Below are 19738 nucleotides of genomic sequence, written 5' to 3'. Positions count from 1 at the left end.
TTGCTCCCGATGGGGCCGGAACAGCCACTCTCATCATTGCGGCCTGGCTTGCTCGGCCTCTGGCTCATCCTCCTGCGCCACACGCTTGGGCAACAACACCTGCTGTGGATAAGTCTGCGCAAAATGCACCTCGTCACAGTTATCCACAAGCTTTTTCAAGCGCTGATTGAACGCTCGACTCACCGCATATTGCCCACCCGATACCGTGCGGAATTGCGCCGTGAGCACCACGCCATTGAGGTCCATCTTGTCCACGCCGAACACTTCCAGTGGCCCTTGCAGGTTGTACTTGAGGAACACGTCGTCACGAATCGACTGGCCTGCTTCACGGATCAGCTCCACGGCCTTGTCCACGTCGGTGTCGTAGGTGAACTGCACCGAGAAGAACGCATAGGCGAATTGGCGCGACTGGTTGGTGACCGCCTTGATCTGCCCGAACGGTACCGAATGCACAAAGCCCTTGCCGTCGCGCAGGCGAAGGGTGCGGATGGTCAAGCCCTCGACGGTACCGGCGTGGCCGGAATCGAGCACCACCCAGTCGCCGATGGAGAGCGTGTCTTCGATGATGATAAACAGGCCGGTGATCACGTCCTGCACCAGCTGCTGGGAGCCAAAACCAATCGCCAGGCCGACCACCCCCGCACCCGCGAGTAACGGCGCGACATTGATGCCCAGATTGGCCATGGTGGTGATCGCACAGATGACCACCAGAATGATTTTCACCGCATTACGCAGCAGCGGCAGGATGGTTTTGACCCGCGTACTGGGCTGGCGGCTGGAGCGTTTGTTCACCGGCGGCTTGAGCGCTTCCTGAATCGCCGTATCGAGCACCACCCAGAACAGCCACGTCATCAGCAGGATCAGGCCGATACTGCTGAGCGAATCGCTGATCGCACGGCCCACTGAGTTGCGCTGGGCAAACTCGAACAGCGACACGCCCCAGATACGCCCCAGTATCTCGATAAAAGCGATGGCCATCACAATGCGCAATATCGCGTGCAACAGGCTGAGAAAGCGCTCCTTGTAGGCACTGCTGCGCTGTATCGCCACTTGGCTGCGCGACTTGAACAAGTGTTGCAGCACCGTGCTGAGAAATACCGTGCCGATCAGCAGGATGGTGGTCAACAAGGCGCAGCGCAGGGCCTTTTGATTATCGTCGCCGGCACCGATCAAGTTGATCGCCGAGACCAGTACCATCAACAGGATCGGCCAATACCACAGCCCGGAAAATACCCGCAGCGATTGCTGCAACGCCGGATGCTTAAGGCGCTGCGCCAACGGCCGGTTACGAATCAAATGCGCCACCGGGCGACGCAGGCGAACCACCAGCACACCGAAGATCACTGTCGCGAACAGCCCGGTAAACACCGCAACGCTGCTGGTGATGTTGCCGCCCAGCTGCCGGGCGATCTGCGGGCTGGTGAGCGCGTCGCTGAGAGCGGCAAGGAAGCCGATCAGGAACAGCGGTTTGGGGCAATAGTCGCGAATGATCTGCACCGCCGGGCGCTTGTGGCCGACATTGAACATGACGATCACGCACAGCAGCATGGAGGTGGAAAAGATGCCGCTACTGGTGGCGTAGGCAAAACACAGCGCCAGTGCCCGTCCTACGGAAGAGGCGAGAAAATGGCTGACATACAGCGTCAATGGCAGGCAGATAACCGCAGGGATGGTGTAAGGCACCACATACCCCAGCACGCCCAGCAAGCGTGCCCGCCGGCAAAAAAAGGCGCGCAGGCTCAAGCGCCGCACGATAAAGCGCCCCAGTAACGTCAGCAGCGCAAAAGCACCCACCCAAACGGCGGATAACAGCAGGAAATCCCCGGCCACACTCCACGGCGAGCGTGCGGCGGTCTGGTCGACCAGCCGCCCGACTTCATTCGCGGCCCGGTCGGCCCGCAGGCGCCACTCGTCGATAAAGTTCTGGTTCAGATCGAGCTTCTGCTGCACATCATCAATGCTGGAACTGATGGCCCCGAGCAGGCCGCCCTCCACCAGCAACTCGGGCTTGGCCGCCGCGTCGGACTCAGGCGCGGTGGCAGCAGCTTGCAATGCGCCGCTGCCGCAGAACAGCAGCGCCCCTAGCAGTAATGCAGTCTTTAAATTCAGCAAAACAGCGGGCTCCTTCAGAAGGGTCTGTAAGGAACTGACGGGTTTGAGCCTTGATCGTTCCCTGTGTTTGCGGGCATGTGATTCAAATTGCGGGAGGGGGCTTGCTCCCGATAGCAGGCTGTCAGTCAGCAACTTCATGACTGATGCACCGCTATCGGGGGCAAGTCCCCTCCCACATTTCGCACCCCGTACCGTCTGTAGGAACGTGGAAACTTTCCGCCAAATATCGCAGTCATCCCATAACGCACCCCACCTCCACAGGAGCAACCATGGCGGCGATTCATATCGGCATTTCCGGCTGGCGCTACACGCCCTGGCGCGGGGACTTCTACCCCGACGGGCTGACCCAGAAACGCGAGTTGCAGTTTGCGTCACGCGCCGTGAGCAGCATTGAAATCAACGGTTCTTTCTATGCGCTGCAAACCCCCAAGCGCTATGCGCAGTGGTACGCCGATACGCCTGAGGGATTCATGTTCAGCGTCAAGGCGCCACGCTATGTCACGCATATCCTGCGCTTGCGCGAGGTGCACATGCCCGTGGCCAATTTCTTCGCCTCCGGGGTGCTGGAGCTCAAAGAAAAACTCGGTCCAATCCTTTGGCAGTTCCCGCCCAGCTTCAAATTCGACGCCGCACTGTTCGAAGCCTTCCTGGCCGATTTACCCACCAACACCCAACAGGCCGCCGCCCTCGCCCGCCAGCACGAGCCGCGCCTGAACGGCAAGGCAAGCATGAAAGCCTATGGCAAAAAACCCTTGCGCCATGCCGTGGAAATTCGCCACATGAGCTTTGCGGTACCGGAGTTTGTGCAGCTGCTGGACAAGTACGGTGTTGCCCTCGTAGTGGCTGACACCGCCGGCAAGTGGCCCTATATCGAAGACGTCACCGCCAACTTCATGTACCTACGATTACACGGCGACAAGCAGCTCTACGCCAGTGGCTATACCGATGAAGCGCTCAAACGCTGGGGTGACCGTATCGAGCGCTGGGCGCACGGCAAACAACCGGCGGATGCGCACCTTGTCGCCCCGCAACGCAAACCCCGCGTGCGCAAACAGCGTGACGTGTTCTGCTTTTTCGACAATGACATCAAGGTGCGCGCGCCTTTCGATGCGCGCCAGTTGTTACAGCGCTTCGGGCTGGACAAGCACCTGCTCACGGCACCCGGGCAGTTGCCGGAACCGGGAGTGTTGCCATGACTCACCCCGAGCTGATCCCCGTGCCCCCCACCACCGCCATCACGCGTTTTACCGTGCTGACGGTGAATATCCATAAAGGCTTCACCGCCCTGAATCGACGCTTCATCCTGCCCGAACTGCGCGAAGCGGTGCGCAGCGTCGGTGCCGATATGGTGTTCCTGCAAGAGATCCACGGCACCCACGAGCGCCATCCCAAGCGCTATAGCGACTGGCCGAAGATGCCGCAGTACGAATTTCTCGCCGACAGCATCTGGCCGCAGTTTGCCTATGGTCGCAATGCGGTCTACCCCCATGGCGACCATGGCAACGCGCTGCTGTCAAAATTCCAGATCATTCGTTACGACAACCTCGACATCTCCCAAAGCGGCCATGAGAACCGCGGCCTGCTGCATTGCGTACTGCGCCTGCCGGGCGGCGAACGCGAGGTGCATGCCATCTGCATCCACCTGGGCTTGCGCGAGGTACATCGCCAACAGCAACTGCGCTTGCTTGAGCAGCGTATTGGCCAGATCCCGGCGGATGCGCCCCTGGTGGTCGCCGGCGATTTCAATGACTGGCGGCAAAAGGCCGACCTGAGTCAAAGCGGCCTGCAGGAGGTGTTCATCCACGCCCACGGCAAGCCTGCGCGTACGTTTCCGGCACGCCTGCCGTTACTGCCGCTGGATCGCATCTATGTGCGCAACCTGACCATCCACAACCCGCGCGTGCTCACCACGCGGCCGTGGTCGCACCTGTCAGACCATGTGCCCCTGTCGGTGGAGATTGAGTTATGAGCATTGCGGTAGAACATATCGCCACCGACCAGCCGCCGGATGACAGCAAGGCCCGCGACCTGGACTACGGCTGGCAGAGCGGCAATCGTGTGCAATTGCTGGAAAATGGCGAGGCCTATTTTCCCGCGGTGTTCGAGGCCATGCGCGACGCCCAGCGGGAAATCCTGCTGGAGACCTTCATCCTCTTTGAAGACAAGGTCGGTCATGAGCTGCAAGGCATTCTCATCGAAGCGGCGCAACGCGGGGTCAAGGTAGTGGTCAGCCTTGACGGTTTCGGCTGCGGCGAACTGAGCCCGGCCTTTCTGCGCGCACTGGCTGAAGCCGGCGTGATCGTGCAGATGTTTGACCCGGCATCCAAAACCCTCGGCATTCGCACCAACTGGTTTCGTCGCCTGCACCGCAAGATCGTGGTGGTGGACGCCAGCGTGGCGTTTATCGGCGGGATCAATTTTTCCGCTGATCACCTGGGGGACTTCGGCCCCGAAGCCAAGCAGGATTACGCGGTACAGATCATCGGCCCGGCAGTGGCCGACTTGCACCATTTCGCCCTCGCCCAAAGTGGCCGCCAGGTGCGCGCCCGTAGAGGTTGGCGCCGACGCCAGCAACGGCCTTCGCCATGGGCAGACGAGCACGGCGACGGGATGGTGCGCCTGATTTATCGCGACAATATCCAGCATCGCGACGACATCGAAGAAGCCTATATCCACGCCTTGAGCCAGGCCCGGCAGCGGGTGGTAATTGCCAATGCCTATTTCTTCCCCGGCTATCGCTTGCTGCGCGAGATTCGTAACGCAGCGCGCCGGGGCGTGCAGGTGCAGTTGATCATGCAAGGCCAGCCCGACGTGCTGCTGGCCAAGCTGGCGGCGCGCATGCTCTACGACTATCTGCTCAAGGATGGCGTGGTGATTCACGAGTACTGCCAACGCCCGTTGCACGGCAAAGTGGCGCTGGTGGACGACGAATGGAGCACCGTGGGCTCAAGTAACCTCGACCCGCTGAGCCTGGCGCTGAACCTGGAAGCCAACGTGCTGATTCGTGACCGCGCCTTCAACCAGCAGCTGTACCAGAGCCTGGAAGCCCTGGCACGAGACCATTGCCAGACCATGCCGGCCAAGCGCAAGCCGCGCCTGTGGTTGTGGCGCCTGACCGTGGGGTTTCTGGTGTTCCATGTCATGCGCCACTTTCCCGCGCTGGCGAGTTGGTTGCCGGCACACAAGCCGCGTTTGAAACCCATTGAGAGTCCGGCCCATGACGTCTGAGAAAAACGGCTCACGGTTCCAGCGCTGGAAGAAGCCCCTGACCATTGCGTTCTTCCTGCTGCTGATCGTGCTCTTCACCCTGCTTGCCCGGCGCATCGACTGGAGCGAAGTGCTGCAGACGTTGAGCGACTTCAAAGTCAGCACATTGCTGATCGCCGGCGCGCTGACGCTGTGCAGTTTTATCGTGTACGCCTGCTTCGATCTGATCGGACGGACCTACATTCGCCAGCCCCTGCGCTGGAAGCAGATCCTGCCGGTGGGCATTATCAGTTATGCGTTCAACCTCAATCTGAGCGCCTGGGTCGGCGGCATCGCCATGCGTTACCGGCTGTATTCGCGATTGGGGGTAAGCACCAGCAATATCGCCAAGATCCTCGGCCTGAGCCTGGCCACCAATTGGTTCGGCTATATGGCCTTGGCCGGGGTAGTGTTCAGCAGCGGGCTGGTCACCCTGCCACCGGGTTGGAAGCTCAGCACCGGCGCTCTGCAAGGTGTGGGCGTGTTGCTGGTGATCGCGAGCCTGGGTTACCTGGCGGCGTGCCGGTTTTCGAAAAAACGTGCGTGGTCGATCCGCGGCATCGAGATCAATTTGCCGTCGCTGCGCATGGCCTGCCTGCAACTGGCCCTGGGCGCCTTGAACTGGTCACTCATGGCAGCGGTTATTTTTACCTTGCTGCCCGCCAAACTCGATTACCCGCTGGTATTGGGCGTGTTGCTGATCAGCGCGATTGCCGGTGTGGTCACCCATATACCCGCCGGGCTTGGGGTGTTGGAGGCAGTGTTTATCGGGTTGTTGCAGCATGAGGCGTCGCGCGGGAGTCTGCTGGCCGGGTTGATCGCGTATCGGGCAATCTACTTTATTTGCCCATTGCTGATTGCGTTGGTGATGTACCTGGGGGTGGAGGCCAAGGCCAAGGCGTTGCGGGTGAAGAAGACACCCGCTTAACGTCTATCGGGATTGGATAATGCTCAACCGCTCACCCACTACCATTTCGGTAATCCAGTCCACCAGGATCGAGGTATAGGCCTGTTGCGACACCGGGTCGCTCAAGGCATGGTCCGCGCCGTCGATGATGCGGTGGGTCAGGGAGTGAGTCTGCTGGCACGCCGCGCGATAACTCATGATGGTGGCATGGGGCACATGGTCGTCGGTTTCCGATTCCACAATCAGCACATCACCGGTAAATTGCGCGCAGGCGTGCAGGGCACGGTTGGTTTCGGCACGTACCAACGTGCCGCGGTAATCCATCAGGTCGGCTTTATCCAGCTCACGCTTGGGCTTGAGCCATTCCTGGTCGCGGTACAGCGCGGGCACCCGCAGCGCCAGCCAACGCACGGGGCGCAACGAAGTGAGAATTGCCGCCAGGTATCCGCCATAGCTGGTGCCCACCACCGCCACTGCCGAGGTGTCGATGGCCGGGTGGGACAGCAGCCGGTCGTAGGCGGCCAGCAGGTCGCGCAGATTGTCTTCGCGGGTGACGCGCGATAAGGGAATGCCGGTGCCGGCGTGCCCCCGCAGGTCGAAGGTCAGGCATACACAACCCAGCCCCGCGATGCCTTTGGCGCGTTCCAGGTCGCGCTCCTGGCTGCCGCCCCAACCGTGCACAAACAATACGCCGGGCACTTTGGACTTGGGGCTGAGGAATGTCCCACTCATCTGTTCATCATCTACATCGATACTGATGCTCTCGCTTCTAGCCGTCATAAGATTGAACCGTCACATACTTGAGAAGAAAGTCGCTGTTTTCGGCCGGGCCTCGGTACACCTCAATGGCATCCGCCGGCAGCGCTTGATCCACGTAGGTTTCCACCGAGGACACGCGGATGGCCTTGAGGCTCGGGTTGTTGATAAAACTCTGCAGCGCCGCGACTTCCGCGCTGCTGGCCCCGCCCATGCGCCAGGACTGTTCGAGCACGCCGCTACGGCGCTGGCCGTTACTGTCCAGGCCCTGGGCGATGTCGTAATTGCGCCGTGAGGCGTAGAACCCCGGGTAGGCTTCGTCGGCAGCATTATCGAAAACCCGGGCTTGCTCGATGGCTTGCCGCACATCGTCAGGCAGGGCCAATTGCAGCAAGTCTTCATAGTAGCCGGGCACGACAAGCAAATTGGAGCCGCCGTAGACCTCCTCGCCCTGCCCGTCCCGGGTCAGGTATTGCTCGCCGCAATAGCTGAATACGTGCTCACCGATAAAGCTCTGGCCCACGCTGTGGGTAACCACGTCGTGCAGGTCTTGTTCCAGCACCACGCCGGCGCTGAACAACTTTGCGGCGTCAGGACGCGCCACTATCGCGTCGAACTCATCGAGACTGTGGATAACTTCCTGGCCCCGTCCAGCACAGGCGTGCACCGGTTTCATACGGATCGGGCCAATATAGAGCAAGCGCGCGGCGGCGGGCTTGGCGTCTTCCAGGGCGAACACACTCAAGCCATCCAACACAACGTCGCGTACGCGCTCGCAGAAGATCGGCGACCAACCTTCAGGTGCCTTTGCTTCAGGGCTCAACAGGCCGTGGCTGATCGCTTTGGTACAAATGAAATCGTGATCGACATAGCCCCCCCACAAATCTTGCGGCCCTCTGACGTCAAGCTTCAACGCCAGGGCGGGACCGACCAGAGTTTGCGTGGGTAGCAGGTACAGCTCGCGACCGGCGTGCATCTGGGGGTCGTAACTGCCACCAAACTTGAGCCCCAATATCTGCGCCAGCCAGCGGGCCAATGCGCGGTTGGTTTCAACCTCATGCAATGGCGCACCTTCGCGCGTCGAGTGTGCGACCACCAATTTGTTGCGATTTGTCGGGGTCATGCGTCCCCCTTGGCTATCCCGCCATGTGTGTGGTGGGAAAGTTGCAGGGATCAGGCCAACGCGGCTTTGTGAGGGATGTTTATCAAATCAATGAGTTGCACTAAAAGCGATGGCAGTTAGCCTGCTCTATTCTGCACGACGATGCCCCACCCCCCCTGCGTTCTGCACGATTCAAACGCCAAACCGGGTGCGGTAGTCGCTGGGGGTCAAGCCAGTAATCTTCTTGAAGAGTGCACGAAAAGCGCTGGGGTCCTGATAACCCACGGTCCAGGCGATGTGGTCGATCGTGCCGTTGGTGAACTCCAGCATCTGCCGCGCCTTGCCGACCCGCAGATGCTGGCAGTACTCGGTGGGTTTAAGCCCCGTCGCACTGCGAAAACGGCGCAAAAACGTGCGCTCTTCCAGGTTTGCCGCCTGCGCCATCGCCGCCACCGAAACATCCACTGCGCCACTGGCTTGCAGCCAATGCTGGACCTTCAGGATCGCACTGTCGCCATGCCTGAGGATCGGCGCAAAGTTGCTTCCGCACTGGCGGGCACTGTCGCTGTGTTCGATCACCAGAAAACGCGCAGTGTCGGCGGCGACACTGGGCCCCATCAGCCGGTCGACCAGGCGCAGGCCCAGTTCGGACCAAGCCATCAGCCCGGCGGTGGTGATCAGGTCGCCGTCATCGACGATGGGCTTATCCGCTTCCAGGCGCACTGCCGGGTAACGGGCCGCGAAGGACTCCGAGGACGACCAGTGAGCGGTGGCGCTACGCCCATCCAACAGACCGCTACGCGCCAACATGATCGAGCCAATGCACACACCGCCAAGCACCGTGCCGGCAGCATGCTGCTGGCGGATCCACTCCAGCAGTACGGGCGGCGCCTGGTCTTCGGTGAACTCGCCAATCGACGGCGGTACCAGCAGAGCCATCATCGATTGGGCCGGCGCTGGGTGGCTGTCGAACACGCGCGCAGGCGTGCCGTGGGCGTCTACCTGCCAGTGGCTGACCCGCAGCAGCGGCAGTTGCGCAGATTGGTACTCGACGGCGATGCGATTGGCGACCCCGAACAGGTCGGTCAGGCCATGCACGGCGGCCAGTTGCGCGCCCTGATAGATCAACACACCCAGTTCGAGCGTCGCGCGTTCCACGGCCATTGTCAGTTTTCCCCCTGTTATTGTCGGTGCGGCCAATTCTCAACCTCGGCGCCAGCTAAGATACTGGGCCCATCAACCCATCAGGAGGCAACATACATGGCCAAGCAAGCGCTCATCCTAATCGATATCCAGAACGACTACTTCCCTCAGGGCAAGTGGCCGCTTGACGGCGTAGAAGCCGCGGCGGACAAGGCGGCGCAGGTGCTACAGGCATTTCGACAAGCAGGCGATGCGGTGATTCACGTACGCCATGAGTTTGAAGGCGACGACGCGCCGTTCTTCACGCCCGGCTCCGACGGCGCCCGCTTGCACGACAAGGTGTTGAACGAGGGTGATGAACCGGTAGTGCTCAAGCATTTTGTGAATGCGTTTCGCCAAACCAACCTGCGCGAGTTGCTGGAGCAGCGCAGCATCACCGATCTGGTGGTGGTCGGCAGCATGAGTCATATGTGTGTGGACGCCGTGGTGCGGGCGGCGGCGGACCTGGGCTATAAGGTCACGGTGATCCATGACGCTTGTGCTACTCGCGATCAGGAATTCAACGGCCAGGTGATTCCAGCGGCGCAGGTGCATGGGGCGTACATGGCATCCTTGGCATTTGGCTATGCGGGCGTCATGTCGGCGCAGGAATACTTGCAGACGCAAACGGCGGCCGCGTGACCGCCACTTACGCCGATCACGTTAGCGTGTCGCGATGATGAACAGGCGCGGAAAGGGCAGCAACACAGTGCCATCGGCCAGGGCTGGATAAGCCAGGGCAATTCGCGCCTGATATTGCTGCAGGAAGGCGGCCTTTTCATCGTCGGTCAACGGCGCAAGAAAGGGCCGCAATGCCGACGCCTTGAACCACTCCACCACCGCCGCATGATCTGCCAACGGGTGCTGATAGGTGGTGCGCCACACATCCACCGTACTGCAGTGCTTGCTCAGCAACTCGTAGTAGTAACTCGCGGTGTGCCGCTCATTGTGTTTGACCGCGCCGATCTTCGCCGACCATGGGCCGTCGGCCGCCACTTCGCGGGCCAACCGGTGGGCGGGCTCGTCGAGATTGTCCGGGGTTTGCACCGCCAGCGTACCGCCAGGGTTCAGTTGTTTGACCAAGTGCGGGTATAGCGCGGCGTGGTCGGGCAGCCATTGCAGTGAGGCATTGGCCAGAATCACATCGAATTTTTGTGCTGGATTCCAGGCGCCGATATCTGCCAGTTCGAAGCTCAACGCCGGCAAGCGCTCGCGGGCGTCGGCCAGCATGTCGTCGGAGCTGTCCATGCCGGTGACTCGCGCTTGGGGAAAGCGCTCGGCCAGTACCGCTGTGGAGTTGCCCGGCCCGCAGCCCAAGTCGACGGCAGTGCGCACGTCGGTTTCGGGAATCGCCGCCACCAGGTCACGGACCGGGCGAGTGCGCTGTTGTTCGAACAGGGTGTACTGCTTGGCAGACCAGGTCATCGCTGCTTTCCTTCTTGTCAAAGAGGGCTACAGCCTAAATCTTGTGATCCTTGAGAACAAATGCCGCCAAGTGAGCACGCAACCGATCAAAACGCAGAGGGCTGAGGCTGCCATTGTTGCGCGGTGAGGGGGTTGTCCAGCTCCATCTGTATCAACTGGCCAACGGTTTGCCCGACCTTTTGCACGGCCATCTCGACCTTGCGGGTGGGTGGGTTGGCGAAGTTCAGCCGGATGCAATTACGGTATTTTCCCGCTGCCGAGAAAATATTGCCGTTGGCCACCTGCACATCCTGCGCTTCCAACAGTCGGTTGAGGGCGTAGGTATCGAACTCCCCGGGCAATTCGACCCACAGCGTAAAGCCGCCCTGAGGCTGGCTGACGCGGGTCCCCGCCGGAAAATAGCGCTTGACCCACTCACTCATCAGATCGCCGTTGCGCTTGTATTGCTTGCGCATACGCCGCAGGTGCAACTGGTAATTACCCTTGGCGATAAATTCGGCCACGGCCAATTGCGGTTGGGTGACGGTGGCGCCAGAGCCGATGAACTTCATATGCAGCACCTGGGGCAGGTAACGCCCCGGAGCGATCCAGCCGACGCGCAGGCCAGGGGCCACGGTCTTGGAAAACGAACTGCACAACACCACGCGGTTGTCTTCATCGAAGGACTTGAGCGAGCGTGGCCGCGGATAGCGATGCGACAGATCACCGTAGATATCGTCTTCGATGATCGGCACGTCAAAGCGTTGGGCCATGCGGATCAGCTTGAGCTTGCGCTCGTCGGGCATGATGTAGCCCATGGGGTTGTTACAGTTGGCGGTCAATTGGATGACCTTGATCGGCCACTGCTCCAGGGCCATCTCAAGGGCTTCCAGGTTGATGCCGGTCACGGGGTCGCTGGGGATCTCCAGCGCCTTGAGACCGGCCGCCTTGAGGATCTGCATCATCCCGTAATAGCTCGGCGAGGCGATCGCCACGATATCGCCGGGCGCGCAAATCGCGCGGATTGCGGTAGACAGGGCCTCCTGACAGCCACTGGTGACAATCAGGTCGGCCGGGGTCAGGCGAACACCCGCATCGATGGACAGCCGGGCGATCTGTTCGCGCAAGGCCAATACACCCTGGATGTGGCTGTATTGCAGGCTGGTGTTGTCGCTGCGCCGGCTGATACGGGCCATGGCGGTCAGCAGCGGCTTGAGGGTCGGCACGCTGATGTCCGGCATACCGCACCCCAGTTGCACGATACCGGCGCCTTGATCGAGGCGTATCAGTTCCTGGACCATGTCCCATTGGGAAATGTCCACCGGCCGCAGGATGGGTCGGCCCATCTGTGGCAAAGGTGCCACGCGCCGGTCCGACGGCACGAAATAGCCCGACTTGGGACGCGATACCGCCAACCCCGAACATTCCAATACACGGTAGGCCTGTTGCACGGTCGTCAGGCTGACGCCGTGCTCATGGCTGAGGGTGCGTACAGATGGCAACCGCTCACCGGGCCCGTACAGGCCCTGCTCGATGCGGCTGCTGATGAATTCGGCGAGGTTCAGGTATAGAGTCATAGGCCCGACTGTAGCTTCTGATCTGTCGCTTAAGAAGTTACAGATTGGCCTTTTTTTGAAAAATTTTCAGCATGAAACCCCAATCTGTATTCAAAAGATTGAGTTCTGCTGTATCTGCAATACACGTCGTCGCCTTGGGATGATAGGTCCCATAACAGTGCACGAGACCTTGGACAAGGTTGGTACAAATGTAGTTACAAAATAGTAAAGCAGCACTGTACGCACCAAATTTTCAGAAATGCCCTACAAAGCAAGCACCTGACAAACCAACCAGGTGTTTGAATCTGCCCAGCGAATACCAAATGGATCAAGCGCTATGACGACAAGGACGACGCTCACACCGCAGATGGCCGAGTACGAACAGAAATTCACCGATGCCGGTGAAGTTCGATGGCTGCCCTATTTGATGTACTTCCACCCCACTGACCATGCTTCCCCCGTGGTCAACACCGATTCATCCGGCTTTCGCTACTCCGAGTCATTGGGTACCCGCTATTCGGTGGTCGACGGTATCAAGGGTAATGGCCCGGTACGCCTGTTGGCGGGCAGCTCCACCGTGTTCGGCATTGGCGCCAGCGCCGACAGCTGGACCCTTGCTTCGCGCCTCACGAAGAACGATCCCCGTGGCCAGCGCTGGGTCAATTTCGGCGGCCGCAGCTTCAACTCTACCCAAGAGCTGGTGCTGTTCACCCTCAACCGGCACCACCTGCCCAAGGTGGATGAAATCGTGCTGTTCTCCGGTTTCAACAACCTTGGCCTGGCACGTCAGCCTCACGCCTATCGGGGCGAGCACGGCGCGTTTTTCAACTGCCATCAGTTTTTCGATGCCTTGACGCCACAGCAGCCGACCGCCAGCAACTGGAGCCTGTCGAATCTGTTCGGCAAGCCTCAGGAGCCCGAGCAACCCACGCCGCCGTCGATGCAGGAACAGATCGACTACGCCGCCAACCTGACCTTGCAGCACCTGGATATCTGGCGCGCCCTGGCCACCGACATGGGTGCGAAGCTGACGTTCATCCTGCAACCGCTCGCCGGCTGGGTCCGCGAGACCGGCAGCCATGAGGAAGAGCAACTGTTTGCCGAACTCGACCAACTCGGTAATTTCACCGAGGTGTATGGCGACATCCTGCAAACCTCGGTGCGCGAAGCCTACGCCCAGCGCTTGCGCGACGGGGCGCGGGCCATGGGGGTGGAGTTTGTCGACATCACGCCATTGCTGGCCGAGGCACTGGGCCCGCAAGACTGGCAGTTCGTCGACCGCATCCATTTCACCGATGCCGGCAACGACCTGGTTTCAAAACTCATTCTCGATGTCACCCGCTAAAAGGACTTGCACATGAAATCCATCAAGAAGTTTTTCCAGCGCCTGTTTGGAAAAAAGAAGAAGAAACCTGACTCCTCCATTTATCCGATGTTCTGACGCGGCACTGGAAGGTAATGGCTATGGATGGCTCGATTCCAACACGCATCCCCGCAGACGACAGGTGGCGCGAACTCTATCGTTTGGCGCTGGAGCCTGAATGTTTCCTGGATACGGAGTACCTCGACACCCTGCTGGGCAAAGACGTCGAGCCGGTGCAGCTGCCGCTGCTGTCACAGCGGATCGATGCGTGGCAGTCGGAACAGGCGTCGGCGTATGCCGGCGCCGCCACCGCCGCCGTCGAACAGCACAACGCCCGCGCTTTTGCCCAGGCATTGGCGGTTTATTCGGCACCGATGGCCTCGGTGCTCGGCTGCTGGCTGCAGGGCCTGAGCGCACCCGGGGTATTTGAAGACCCCGCGCAGCTGCGCCTGATGCAACTGTTTGCCCATGACATCGGCGTCGGCTACCCGAACGCCTCCCGCGGCCATCACTTCAACGCGTTGTTGGGCCAGCTACAGCTGACCACCTACGCCTTGGCGCCGGCGCAATTGGCGACCCTGCCGGACCTGCATGACGACGCGTTCGAACTGCCCGCGCTGTTGCTTGCCCTCAGCCGGCGCAGCGATGCCTACGGTGATGAACTCTGCGGTGTCGATTGGGCCTTGCGCGCCATCGGGCTTTGCCCGGGCTGGGCAGCCATGGGCCAGCTTGAAGGGCTGGCGCTGGAACTCGGCCGGCTGGATCTGAGCGCGTCATTCCCCGGCCTGGAACCGGCTTCGTTGCGCCATATCAGCCAATGGGTCGCGCACCGCATCATCGAGCAGGGCGAAGAGCGCCAGGCCCGTCTGCTACGCGGCGCCAACTGGCTGTTCGGCGCGCTGCAACGCTGGAATGCGCGGCTGTATAACGCCTCGCTGACCGCCACTTCGCCCCAACAGGCCATGGCGCATTTGATGCAGCGTCTGGCGCGGGTGGGCGCGGTGTATCACCAGAATTACCTGATTGAAGGGCGCAGCCTGGCCCTGTGGATCGAAGAAGCGCAGCGCGACCCGTTGCCCCTGCTGGATGTGCTGTCGCGCAGCCGTTTGATCGTGCCGGGCAACTCGAAAAAAAGCCTGCTGGTCACCAGCCTGGTGGCGCCGACCGGGCGCATGTTCCGCATCTTCAGCGAGGCAGACTTGAGCGTGATTCGCCAGTGGATCGACTGGTTGCCCCAGGCTGGCGCCACGCCGCAACTGCCACGCCAGCCAGTCGACAGCGCCGCCACGGTGCCCCGCCCTGACTCAGCCAGCCCTGCCGACACCGGACACTGGCCCAAGAGCCTGCGCGAAGCCTATTTTGTCTTGCAGGGGCGTGCGCTGCAGCCGGCCACCCGCCAGTTTGCCCATGCCTATGTGAGCCGTTGGCTTGAGCGTTCGCGCCAGTCGCTGAAGACGTCCGAGCGCCAATTGCCCGACCAGTGGGGCCCCAATGTGCTGCGCGCCTGGTTGCTGGACAAGCATGACCAGAACGGCCAACAGTTCGATGACAGCGACCCGGCGCAAATGCCCAGCCGTGAAGAAATCATCGAGTCGACCCTGCAACTGGCGCCGCTGACGCTGATCGACGGTGCGTGGCTGCAAGGCTTTACCGACCTGGGGCTGGCGTCTTCCCACGTGGGCTACACCCTGTTCCAGACCTATTGGGATGAATTGGGCAACGGCATCGAGGCGCTCAATCATCCGAAAATTTATCGCGATGGCCTGCGTGACATGGATTTCGAACTGGCCCCCACCGGTAGCCGTGAATTCGCCGAAGACCCGCGCCTGGACGAAGACTCCTTCCGCCTGCCCGTGTATTGGCTGTGCCTGGGCAAACTGCCGATGACGTTCATGCCCGAAGTGCTCGGCATGAACCTGGCGATGGAGCTGTCCGGCGTGGGCGGCAGCTATCGTTCGGCGCGGCGCTTTTTACGGCACTACGGGTTCAGCACGGCGTTCGTCGACCTGCACAACACCATTGATAACGTGTCCACCGGACATTCGGCCTGGGCTGCCGATGCGATCGATGCGTACATGCGTGCGTTGACCAGTGCCGAGCAGGTCGCCGCGCAATGGCAGCGCGTGCGCGTGGGCTATGAGTCCCTGGCGCCGATGCCAGGCAAATGGGCCTCGATGTTGCGTCGCTTGCGCCTCTCATCGGCCGACCATGTACTCCCGCGCCCAACCCGCACAGCGGCTTCAAAAGGCTATTTGCATCACTTGCCGATCACGCGGCAGGTATTGCTGCAAACCCACGAACAATAACGCCACGAGGAGCAATTATGTCTTTGGTAGAAGTGCATAACGAATGGGACCCCCTCGAGGAAATGATCGTGGGTATTGCCCATGGCGCACGCGTGCCGCGGCCGGACAAGGGCCTGTTCGCCCTCGACTACAGCGAGCACCACGACTCGCCCAATGAGATTCCGTCAGGGCCTTACCCCGAACAACTGGTTGAAGAAGCACAGGAAGACCTGGACGCCTTTGCCGCCTTCCTGGTCGGCCATGGGGTGACCGTGCGCCGGCCCAAAGAGACTTATCACGCGGCACTGTTCGGCACCGGCGACTGGAAGACCGACGGCGAATACAACTACTGCCCAAGGGACGTTCTGCTGCCGATCGGCAAAACCATCATTGAAGCGCCGATGGCCTTGCGCAGCCGTTACTTCGAACCTTTTGCCTACCGCGAACACCTGCAGGCGTACTTCGCCAGCGGCGCCAACTGGATTTCCGCGCCCAAGCCGGAACTGCCCGACAGTACCTACCGGGTCAACCCGCGGGAGGGCTCGATCATCGCCAACGATGAGCCGATTTTCGATGCCGCCAACGTGCTGCGCATGGGCCGCGACATTCTTTACCTGGTGTCGCGCAGCGGTAACCGCATGGGCTACGAGTGGCTCAAGCGCGTGCTCGGCGACCAATATCGCGTGCACGCCCTCAGCGGGTTCTACGACGGTACGCACCTGGACACCACCATCACCCTGGTGCGTCCAGGGCTGGTGGTGTTGAACCCCGAACGCATCGGCAAGGATCAGGTGCCCGAAGTGTTCAAGCACTGGGACATCATCTGGGCCCCCGACATGGTGGACACCGGTTACTGCTGGTCGTACCCGCGTGCCTCTATCTGGCAGGGCATGAACTTCATCATGGTCAACCCGTCGCTGGCGGTGATCAATGACCAGCAAGTGCCGCTGATTCGCGCACTGGAAAAACACGGCATCGATGTGGCACCGCTGAAGATGCGCCACGCGCGCAGTCTGAGCGGCGGTTTCCATTGTGTGTCCGTGGACATTCGTCGACAGGGCACGCTGGAAGATTACCGTTGAGCAGGGCATGACCATGCAGGCACTGGATTACTACTCGATCGTGCTGTTCGTGATTGCCACCTGTGTCACGCCAGGCCCGAACAACGTGATGTTGATGTCGTCCGGGGCCAATTTCGGCATCGGCCGTACCTTGCGCCATGTGGCCGGTATCAACATCGGCTTTCCGCTGATGCTGGTGGCGGTCGGGTTGGGGGCCGGGGCGGTGTTCCGCCAGTACCCGTGGTTGCATGACGGCTTGCAGGTGGTCGGCGCGTTGTACCTGTTGTTCCTGGCGTATCAGATTGCCAGTGCCCCCACCACCGATCTGGGTGACCAATCAGGCAAGCCTTTGGGGTTCACCGCTGCGGCGCTGTTCCAGTGGGTCAACCCGAAAGCCTGGGTGATGGCGGTGGGCGCAGTGCTGGCCTACACCTCGCCCTTGGGCTCGTACACGGTGCAGGTGTTTCTGATTGCGCTGTTGTTTTTTGTATTCGGTTCACCGTGTTCGATGGTCTGGGTGTTTTTCGGGCAGTACCTGCGGCGCTTCCTGACCCAGCCACAACGTTTGAAGGCGTTCAATATCACCATGAGCCTGGTGCTCGTGGTGTCCTTGATCCCGGTTCTACGAAGCCTGCCATTCGCGCAATGGTGGTCTTGATACGCAGAGAAGGTTGCCTACACGCCAGCAGTTCGATTGGCGCAGGCGACTCCATGGATTGGCGGAATGTGATGAGGATGCACAGTTAAATGGCTAATTATGTTTTAGGGATTTCTGCCTTCTACCACGACAGTGCTGCCGCCCTGGTCAAGGACGGCGTGCCCGTCGCTGCCGCCCAGGAAGAGCGCTTCACTCGCGTGCGCCATGACCCGGCGTTCCCGGCCCAGGCGATTGCCTATTGCCTGGACGCCGAGGGCATCAGCCTGGATGACCTGGAGGCGGTGGTTTATTACGAAGACCCCCAGGAAAAATTCTCCCGGGTGATTTCGTCGTTTGCCAGCGGCGGCATCGGCGGCGCACGTACGTTCATCAATGCGATGCCGGAATGGATTCGCTGGAAGTGGAACGTGCTCAAGTTCGTCGACGAGCAACTCGAAATCCTGGGCCGGGGCAAGGCGCCGCGCACCCAGGCCTCCCAGCATCACCGCTCCCACGCGGCGGCGGCGTTTTACCCGTCACCGTTCAAGAACGCGGCGGTGTTGTGCATCGACGGCATCGGCGAATGGCATTCGACCACGATCTGGCACGGCCAGGGCACCAATCTTGAACTGAAAAACTCGATTTCCTACCCCCATTCGGTGGGTTTGCTGTATTCGGCCATGACCTACTATTGCGGGTTCAAGGTCGACTCAGGGGAATACAAGCTGATGGGTCTGGCGCCCTATGGCCAGCCGATCTACGCCGACAAGATTCGCGACGAGCTGATCAATATCCGCGAGGACGGCTCGTTCACCCTGAACATGAAGTACTTCGAGTACCTGCGCGGTGAGCGCATGGTCGGCGAAGCTTTTGAAGAGTTGTTCGGTGGGCCGATCCGTCAACCCGAAAGCCCGATCTCACAGCGCGAGTGCGACCTGGCCGCGTCGATTCAAAAAGTCACCGAGGAAGTGGTGCTGGGCCTGGCCACTGCCGCGATCAAGCAGACCGGCGAGCGCAATCTGTGCCTGGCCGGTGGCGTGGCCTTGAACTGCGTGGCCAACGGCGTGCTCAGCCGCTCGGGGCGCTTTGATTCGATCTGGATCCAGCCGGCGGCCGGTGATGCCGGTTGCGCCCTGGGGGCGGCGTTGGACTTTGCCGTCAAGCACAGCGGTCGCCCGCACCTGGAAGGTGGCAAGTCTGATGCCATGAGCGGCAGCCTGCTGGGGCCGGGCTTTGGCGACGAAGAAATCGCCCGCTTCCTGCTGGAAAACCACTACCCCTTCACCCGCTATGACGACGCCGGGCTGTATGACCAGGTTGCCAGTCGCCTGGCCGAGGGCGCGGTGGTGGGCTGGTTCCAGGGGCGCATGGAGTTTGGCCCACGAGCCTTGGGCGCGCGTTCGATTCTCGGCGATGCACGCAACCCCGAGATGCAGCGCACCATGAACCTGAAGATCAAATACCGCGAGTCGTTCCGCCCGTTTGCCCCGGCCGTGCTGGCCGAGGACGCCGGCAACTATTTCGATATCTGCGAAAAAAGCCCTTACATGCTGATGGTCGCGCCGGTCACCGACTCGATCAAATCCCAGCAGTCGCGGCAAGAAGGCGGCCCGGAGCGCGGGCTGGGCAGTATCAACAATATTCGCTCGCAATTGCCGGCGGTGACCCACGTCGACCTGTCGGCACGGGTGCAAACGGTGACCGAGGAAAACAACGCACCGTTCACCTACCTGCTGCGCAGTTTCAAGGAACGCACGGGGTGCTCGGTGCTGGTCAATACCTCGTTCAACGTGCGCGGTGAGCCCATCGTGTGCAAACCCGAGGAAGCGTACGCCTGCTTCATGCGCACCGAAATGGACGTACTGGTTTTGGGCCGTTACGTGCTGGAACGCCCCGGCCAACCGGCCTTCGTCGAGGCTGTGGACTGGCGCAGCGAGATCCCGCTGGATTGATCCTTACCTTTAACTCAATGGAGCTTTTACCGTGCTGAGATTTCTTGCGTTTCTGATGTTTATCGTCGTGTTGCTGCCCATCGGGCTGACGCGTTCGGTGTTTCACTCTTCCCGTTTCGGCCGGCGCTTTCACCAGGCGCCGACAGCCTGGGATCACGCTGTGAGTAAACGGTAA

The 19738-nt window shown here is 60.9% G+C and carries 17 protein-coding genes; 11 read left to right on the top strand and 6 right to left on the bottom strand.

All coding sequences use genetic code 11. The annotated features are described in order from the left end of the window. Positions 1–33: 33 nt before the first annotated feature. Positions 34–2112 (bottom strand): mechanosensitive ion channel domain-containing protein, encoded by a 2079-nt coding sequence (locus tag E4P00_RS05600; protein WP_248130884.1) that lies wholly within the window; start codon positions 2110–2112, stop codon positions 34–36. A 269-nt stretch (positions 2113–2381) separates the two neighbouring features. Here E4P00_RS05600 and E4P00_RS05595 point away from each other — a divergent pair, with 269 nt between their 5' ends. From E4P00_RS05595 to E4P00_RS05580, 4 genes are read left to right on the top strand one after another with little or no spacing between them, the layout of a single operon-like run. Beyond that, on the top strand, positions 2382–3308 hold the full coding sequence (locus E4P00_RS05595; protein ID WP_248130882.1) for a DUF72 domain-containing protein: 927 nt from the start codon (positions 2382–2384) through the stop codon (positions 3306–3308). Beyond that, positions 3305–4081, top strand: a complete 777-nt coding sequence (locus E4P00_RS05590; RefSeq protein ID WP_078822453.1) for an endonuclease/exonuclease/phosphatase family protein — start codon at positions 3305–3307, stop codon at positions 4079–4081. Before E4P00_RS05595 ends, E4P00_RS05590 begins: the two co-directional genes overlap by 4 nt. Continuing rightward, positions 4078–5340, top strand: coding sequence for a cardiolipin synthase ClsB (gene clsB, locus E4P00_RS05585; RefSeq protein ID WP_032879228.1), 1263 nt, complete (start codon positions 4078–4080; stop codon positions 5338–5340). The genes E4P00_RS05590 and clsB overlap by 4 nt, the downstream gene beginning before the upstream one ends. Next, positions 5330–6286 (top strand): lysylphosphatidylglycerol synthase domain-containing protein, encoded by a 957-nt coding sequence (locus tag E4P00_RS05580; protein ID WP_005791882.1) that lies wholly within the window; start codon positions 5330–5332, stop codon positions 6284–6286. Before clsB ends, E4P00_RS05580 begins: the two co-directional genes overlap by 11 nt. A 3-nt stretch (positions 6287–6289) precedes the next feature. On the opposite strand, the gene E4P00_RS05575 is transcribed toward E4P00_RS05580, so the two are convergent. The 3 genes from E4P00_RS05575 to E4P00_RS05565 all read right to left on the bottom strand — a co-directional run bounded on the left by E4P00_RS05575 (position 6290) and on the right by E4P00_RS05565 (position 9287). Then, entirely contained in the window at positions 6290–7045 is a 756-nt protein-coding gene (locus E4P00_RS05575) for an alpha/beta fold hydrolase (RefSeq protein WP_032879226.1), read from the bottom strand. Further along, positions 7035–8144, bottom strand: coding sequence for a DUF3182 family protein (locus E4P00_RS05570; RefSeq protein ID WP_248130880.1), 1110 nt, complete (start codon positions 8142–8144; stop codon positions 7035–7037). The genes E4P00_RS05575 and E4P00_RS05570 overlap by 11 nt, the downstream gene beginning before the upstream one ends. Before the next feature lie 171 nt (positions 8145–8315). Continuing rightward, positions 8316–9287: a GlxA family transcriptional regulator gene (locus E4P00_RS05565; RefSeq protein WP_248130878.1), complete on the bottom strand. Its 972-nt coding sequence runs from the start codon at positions 9285–9287 to the stop codon at positions 8316–8318. Positions 9288–9383: 96 nt separating this feature from the next. Here E4P00_RS05565 and E4P00_RS05560 point away from each other — a divergent pair, with 96 nt between their 5' ends. Continuing rightward, positions 9384–9947: a cysteine hydrolase family protein gene (locus E4P00_RS05560; RefSeq protein WP_078822456.1), complete on the top strand. Its 564-nt coding sequence runs from the start codon at positions 9384–9386 to the stop codon at positions 9945–9947. A gap of 21 nt (positions 9948–9968) precedes the next feature. Here E4P00_RS05560 and tam read toward each other — a convergent pair whose 3' ends face one another. Together tam and E4P00_RS05550 are read right to left on the bottom strand one after the other, a co-directional pair. After that, positions 9969–10730 (bottom strand): trans-aconitate 2-methyltransferase, encoded by a 762-nt coding sequence (tam, locus tag E4P00_RS05555; protein WP_103735408.1) that lies wholly within the window; start codon positions 10728–10730, stop codon positions 9969–9971. Positions 10731–10816: 86 nt separating this feature from the next. Beyond that, positions 10817–12286 (bottom strand): PLP-dependent aminotransferase family protein, encoded by a 1470-nt coding sequence (locus E4P00_RS05550; protein WP_078822458.1) that lies wholly within the window; start codon positions 12284–12286, stop codon positions 10817–10819. Between the two features lie 316 nt (positions 12287–12602). Between E4P00_RS05550 and E4P00_RS05545 the strand changes: the two genes are divergently transcribed. From E4P00_RS05545 to E4P00_RS05520, 6 genes are all read left to right on the top strand, one after another. After that, complete coding sequence (locus E4P00_RS05545; RefSeq protein ID WP_005791889.1) at positions 12603–13610, top strand: SGNH/GDSL hydrolase family protein; 1008 nt, start codon at positions 12603–12605, stop codon at positions 13608–13610. Positions 13611–13729: 119 nt separating this feature from the next. Beyond that, positions 13730–15934, top strand: a complete 2205-nt coding sequence (locus E4P00_RS05540) for an iron-containing redox enzyme family protein (RefSeq protein WP_248130876.1) — start codon at positions 13730–13732, stop codon at positions 15932–15934. 17 nt (positions 15935–15951) lie between these two features. Further along, positions 15952–16995, top strand: a complete 1044-nt coding sequence (locus E4P00_RS05535) for a hypothetical protein (protein WP_005791891.1) — start codon at positions 15952–15954, stop codon at positions 16993–16995. Between the two features lie 13 nt (positions 16996–17008). Then, entirely contained in the window at positions 17009–17632 is a 624-nt protein-coding gene (locus E4P00_RS05530; RefSeq protein ID WP_032881200.1) for a LysE family translocator, read from the top strand. Positions 17633–17721: 89 nt separating this feature from the next. Further along, positions 17722–19563: a carbamoyltransferase gene (locus tag E4P00_RS05525; protein ID WP_248130874.1), complete on the top strand. Its 1842-nt coding sequence runs from the start codon at positions 17722–17724 to the stop codon at positions 19561–19563. 31 nt (positions 19564–19594) lie between these two features. Then, complete coding sequence (locus E4P00_RS05520; RefSeq protein ID WP_005791897.1) at positions 19595–19738, top strand: hypothetical protein; 144 nt, start codon at positions 19595–19597, stop codon at positions 19736–19738.

This window comes from Pseudomonas sp. B329 (assembly GCF_023127835.1).
In the GTDB taxonomy this organism is placed as follows: domain Bacteria; phylum Pseudomonadota; class Gammaproteobacteria; order Pseudomonadales; family Pseudomonadaceae; genus Aquipseudomonas; species Aquipseudomonas synxantha_A.
Note: the sequence above shows the minus strand (reverse complement) of the source record. Positions and strands in the feature narration are given on the sequence as shown.

Excerpts from the sequence above, each read along its gene's own strand:
- E4P00_RS05595 (WP_248130882.1), top strand. The coding sequence starts at position 2,382 with ATGGCGGCGATTCATATCGGCATTTCCGGCTGGCGCTACACGCCCTGG.
- E4P00_RS05590 (WP_078822453.1), top strand. The coding sequence starts at position 3,305 with ATGACTCACCCCGAGCTGATCCCCGTGCCCCCCACCACCGCCATCACG.
- clsB (WP_032879228.1), top strand. The coding sequence starts at position 4,078 with ATGAGCATTGCGGTAGAACATATCGCCACCGACCAGCCGCCGGATGAC.
- E4P00_RS05580 (WP_005791882.1), top strand. The coding sequence starts at position 5,330 with ATGACGTCTGAGAAAAACGGCTCACGGTTCCAGCGCTGGAAGAAGCCC.
- E4P00_RS05575 (WP_032879226.1), bottom strand. The coding sequence starts at position 7,045 with ATGACGGCTAGAAGCGAGAGCATCAGTATCGATGTAGATGATGAACAG.
- E4P00_RS05570 (WP_248130880.1), bottom strand. The coding sequence starts at position 8,144 with ATGACCCCGACAAATCGCAACAAATTGGTGGTCGCACACTCGACGCGC.
- E4P00_RS05565 (WP_248130878.1), bottom strand. The coding sequence starts at position 9,287 with ATGGCCGTGGAACGCGCGACGCTCGAACTGGGTGTGTTGATCTATCAG.
- E4P00_RS05560 (WP_078822456.1), top strand. The coding sequence starts at position 9,384 with ATGGCCAAGCAAGCGCTCATCCTAATCGATATCCAGAACGACTACTTC.
- tam (WP_103735408.1), bottom strand. The coding sequence starts at position 10,730 with ATGACCTGGTCTGCCAAGCAGTACACCCTGTTCGAACAACAGCGCACT.
- E4P00_RS05550 (WP_078822458.1), bottom strand. The coding sequence starts at position 12,286 with ATGACTCTATACCTGAACCTCGCCGAATTCATCAGCAGCCGCATCGAG.
- E4P00_RS05545 (WP_005791889.1), top strand. The coding sequence starts at position 12,603 with ATGACGACAAGGACGACGCTCACACCGCAGATGGCCGAGTACGAACAG.
- E4P00_RS05540 (WP_248130876.1), top strand. The coding sequence starts at position 13,730 with ATGGATGGCTCGATTCCAACACGCATCCCCGCAGACGACAGGTGGCGC.
- E4P00_RS05535 (WP_005791891.1), top strand. The coding sequence starts at position 15,952 with ATGTCTTTGGTAGAAGTGCATAACGAATGGGACCCCCTCGAGGAAATG.
- E4P00_RS05530 (WP_032881200.1), top strand. The coding sequence starts at position 17,009 with ATGCAGGCACTGGATTACTACTCGATCGTGCTGTTCGTGATTGCCACC.
- E4P00_RS05525 (WP_248130874.1), top strand. The coding sequence starts at position 17,722 with ATGGCTAATTATGTTTTAGGGATTTCTGCCTTCTACCACGACAGTGCT.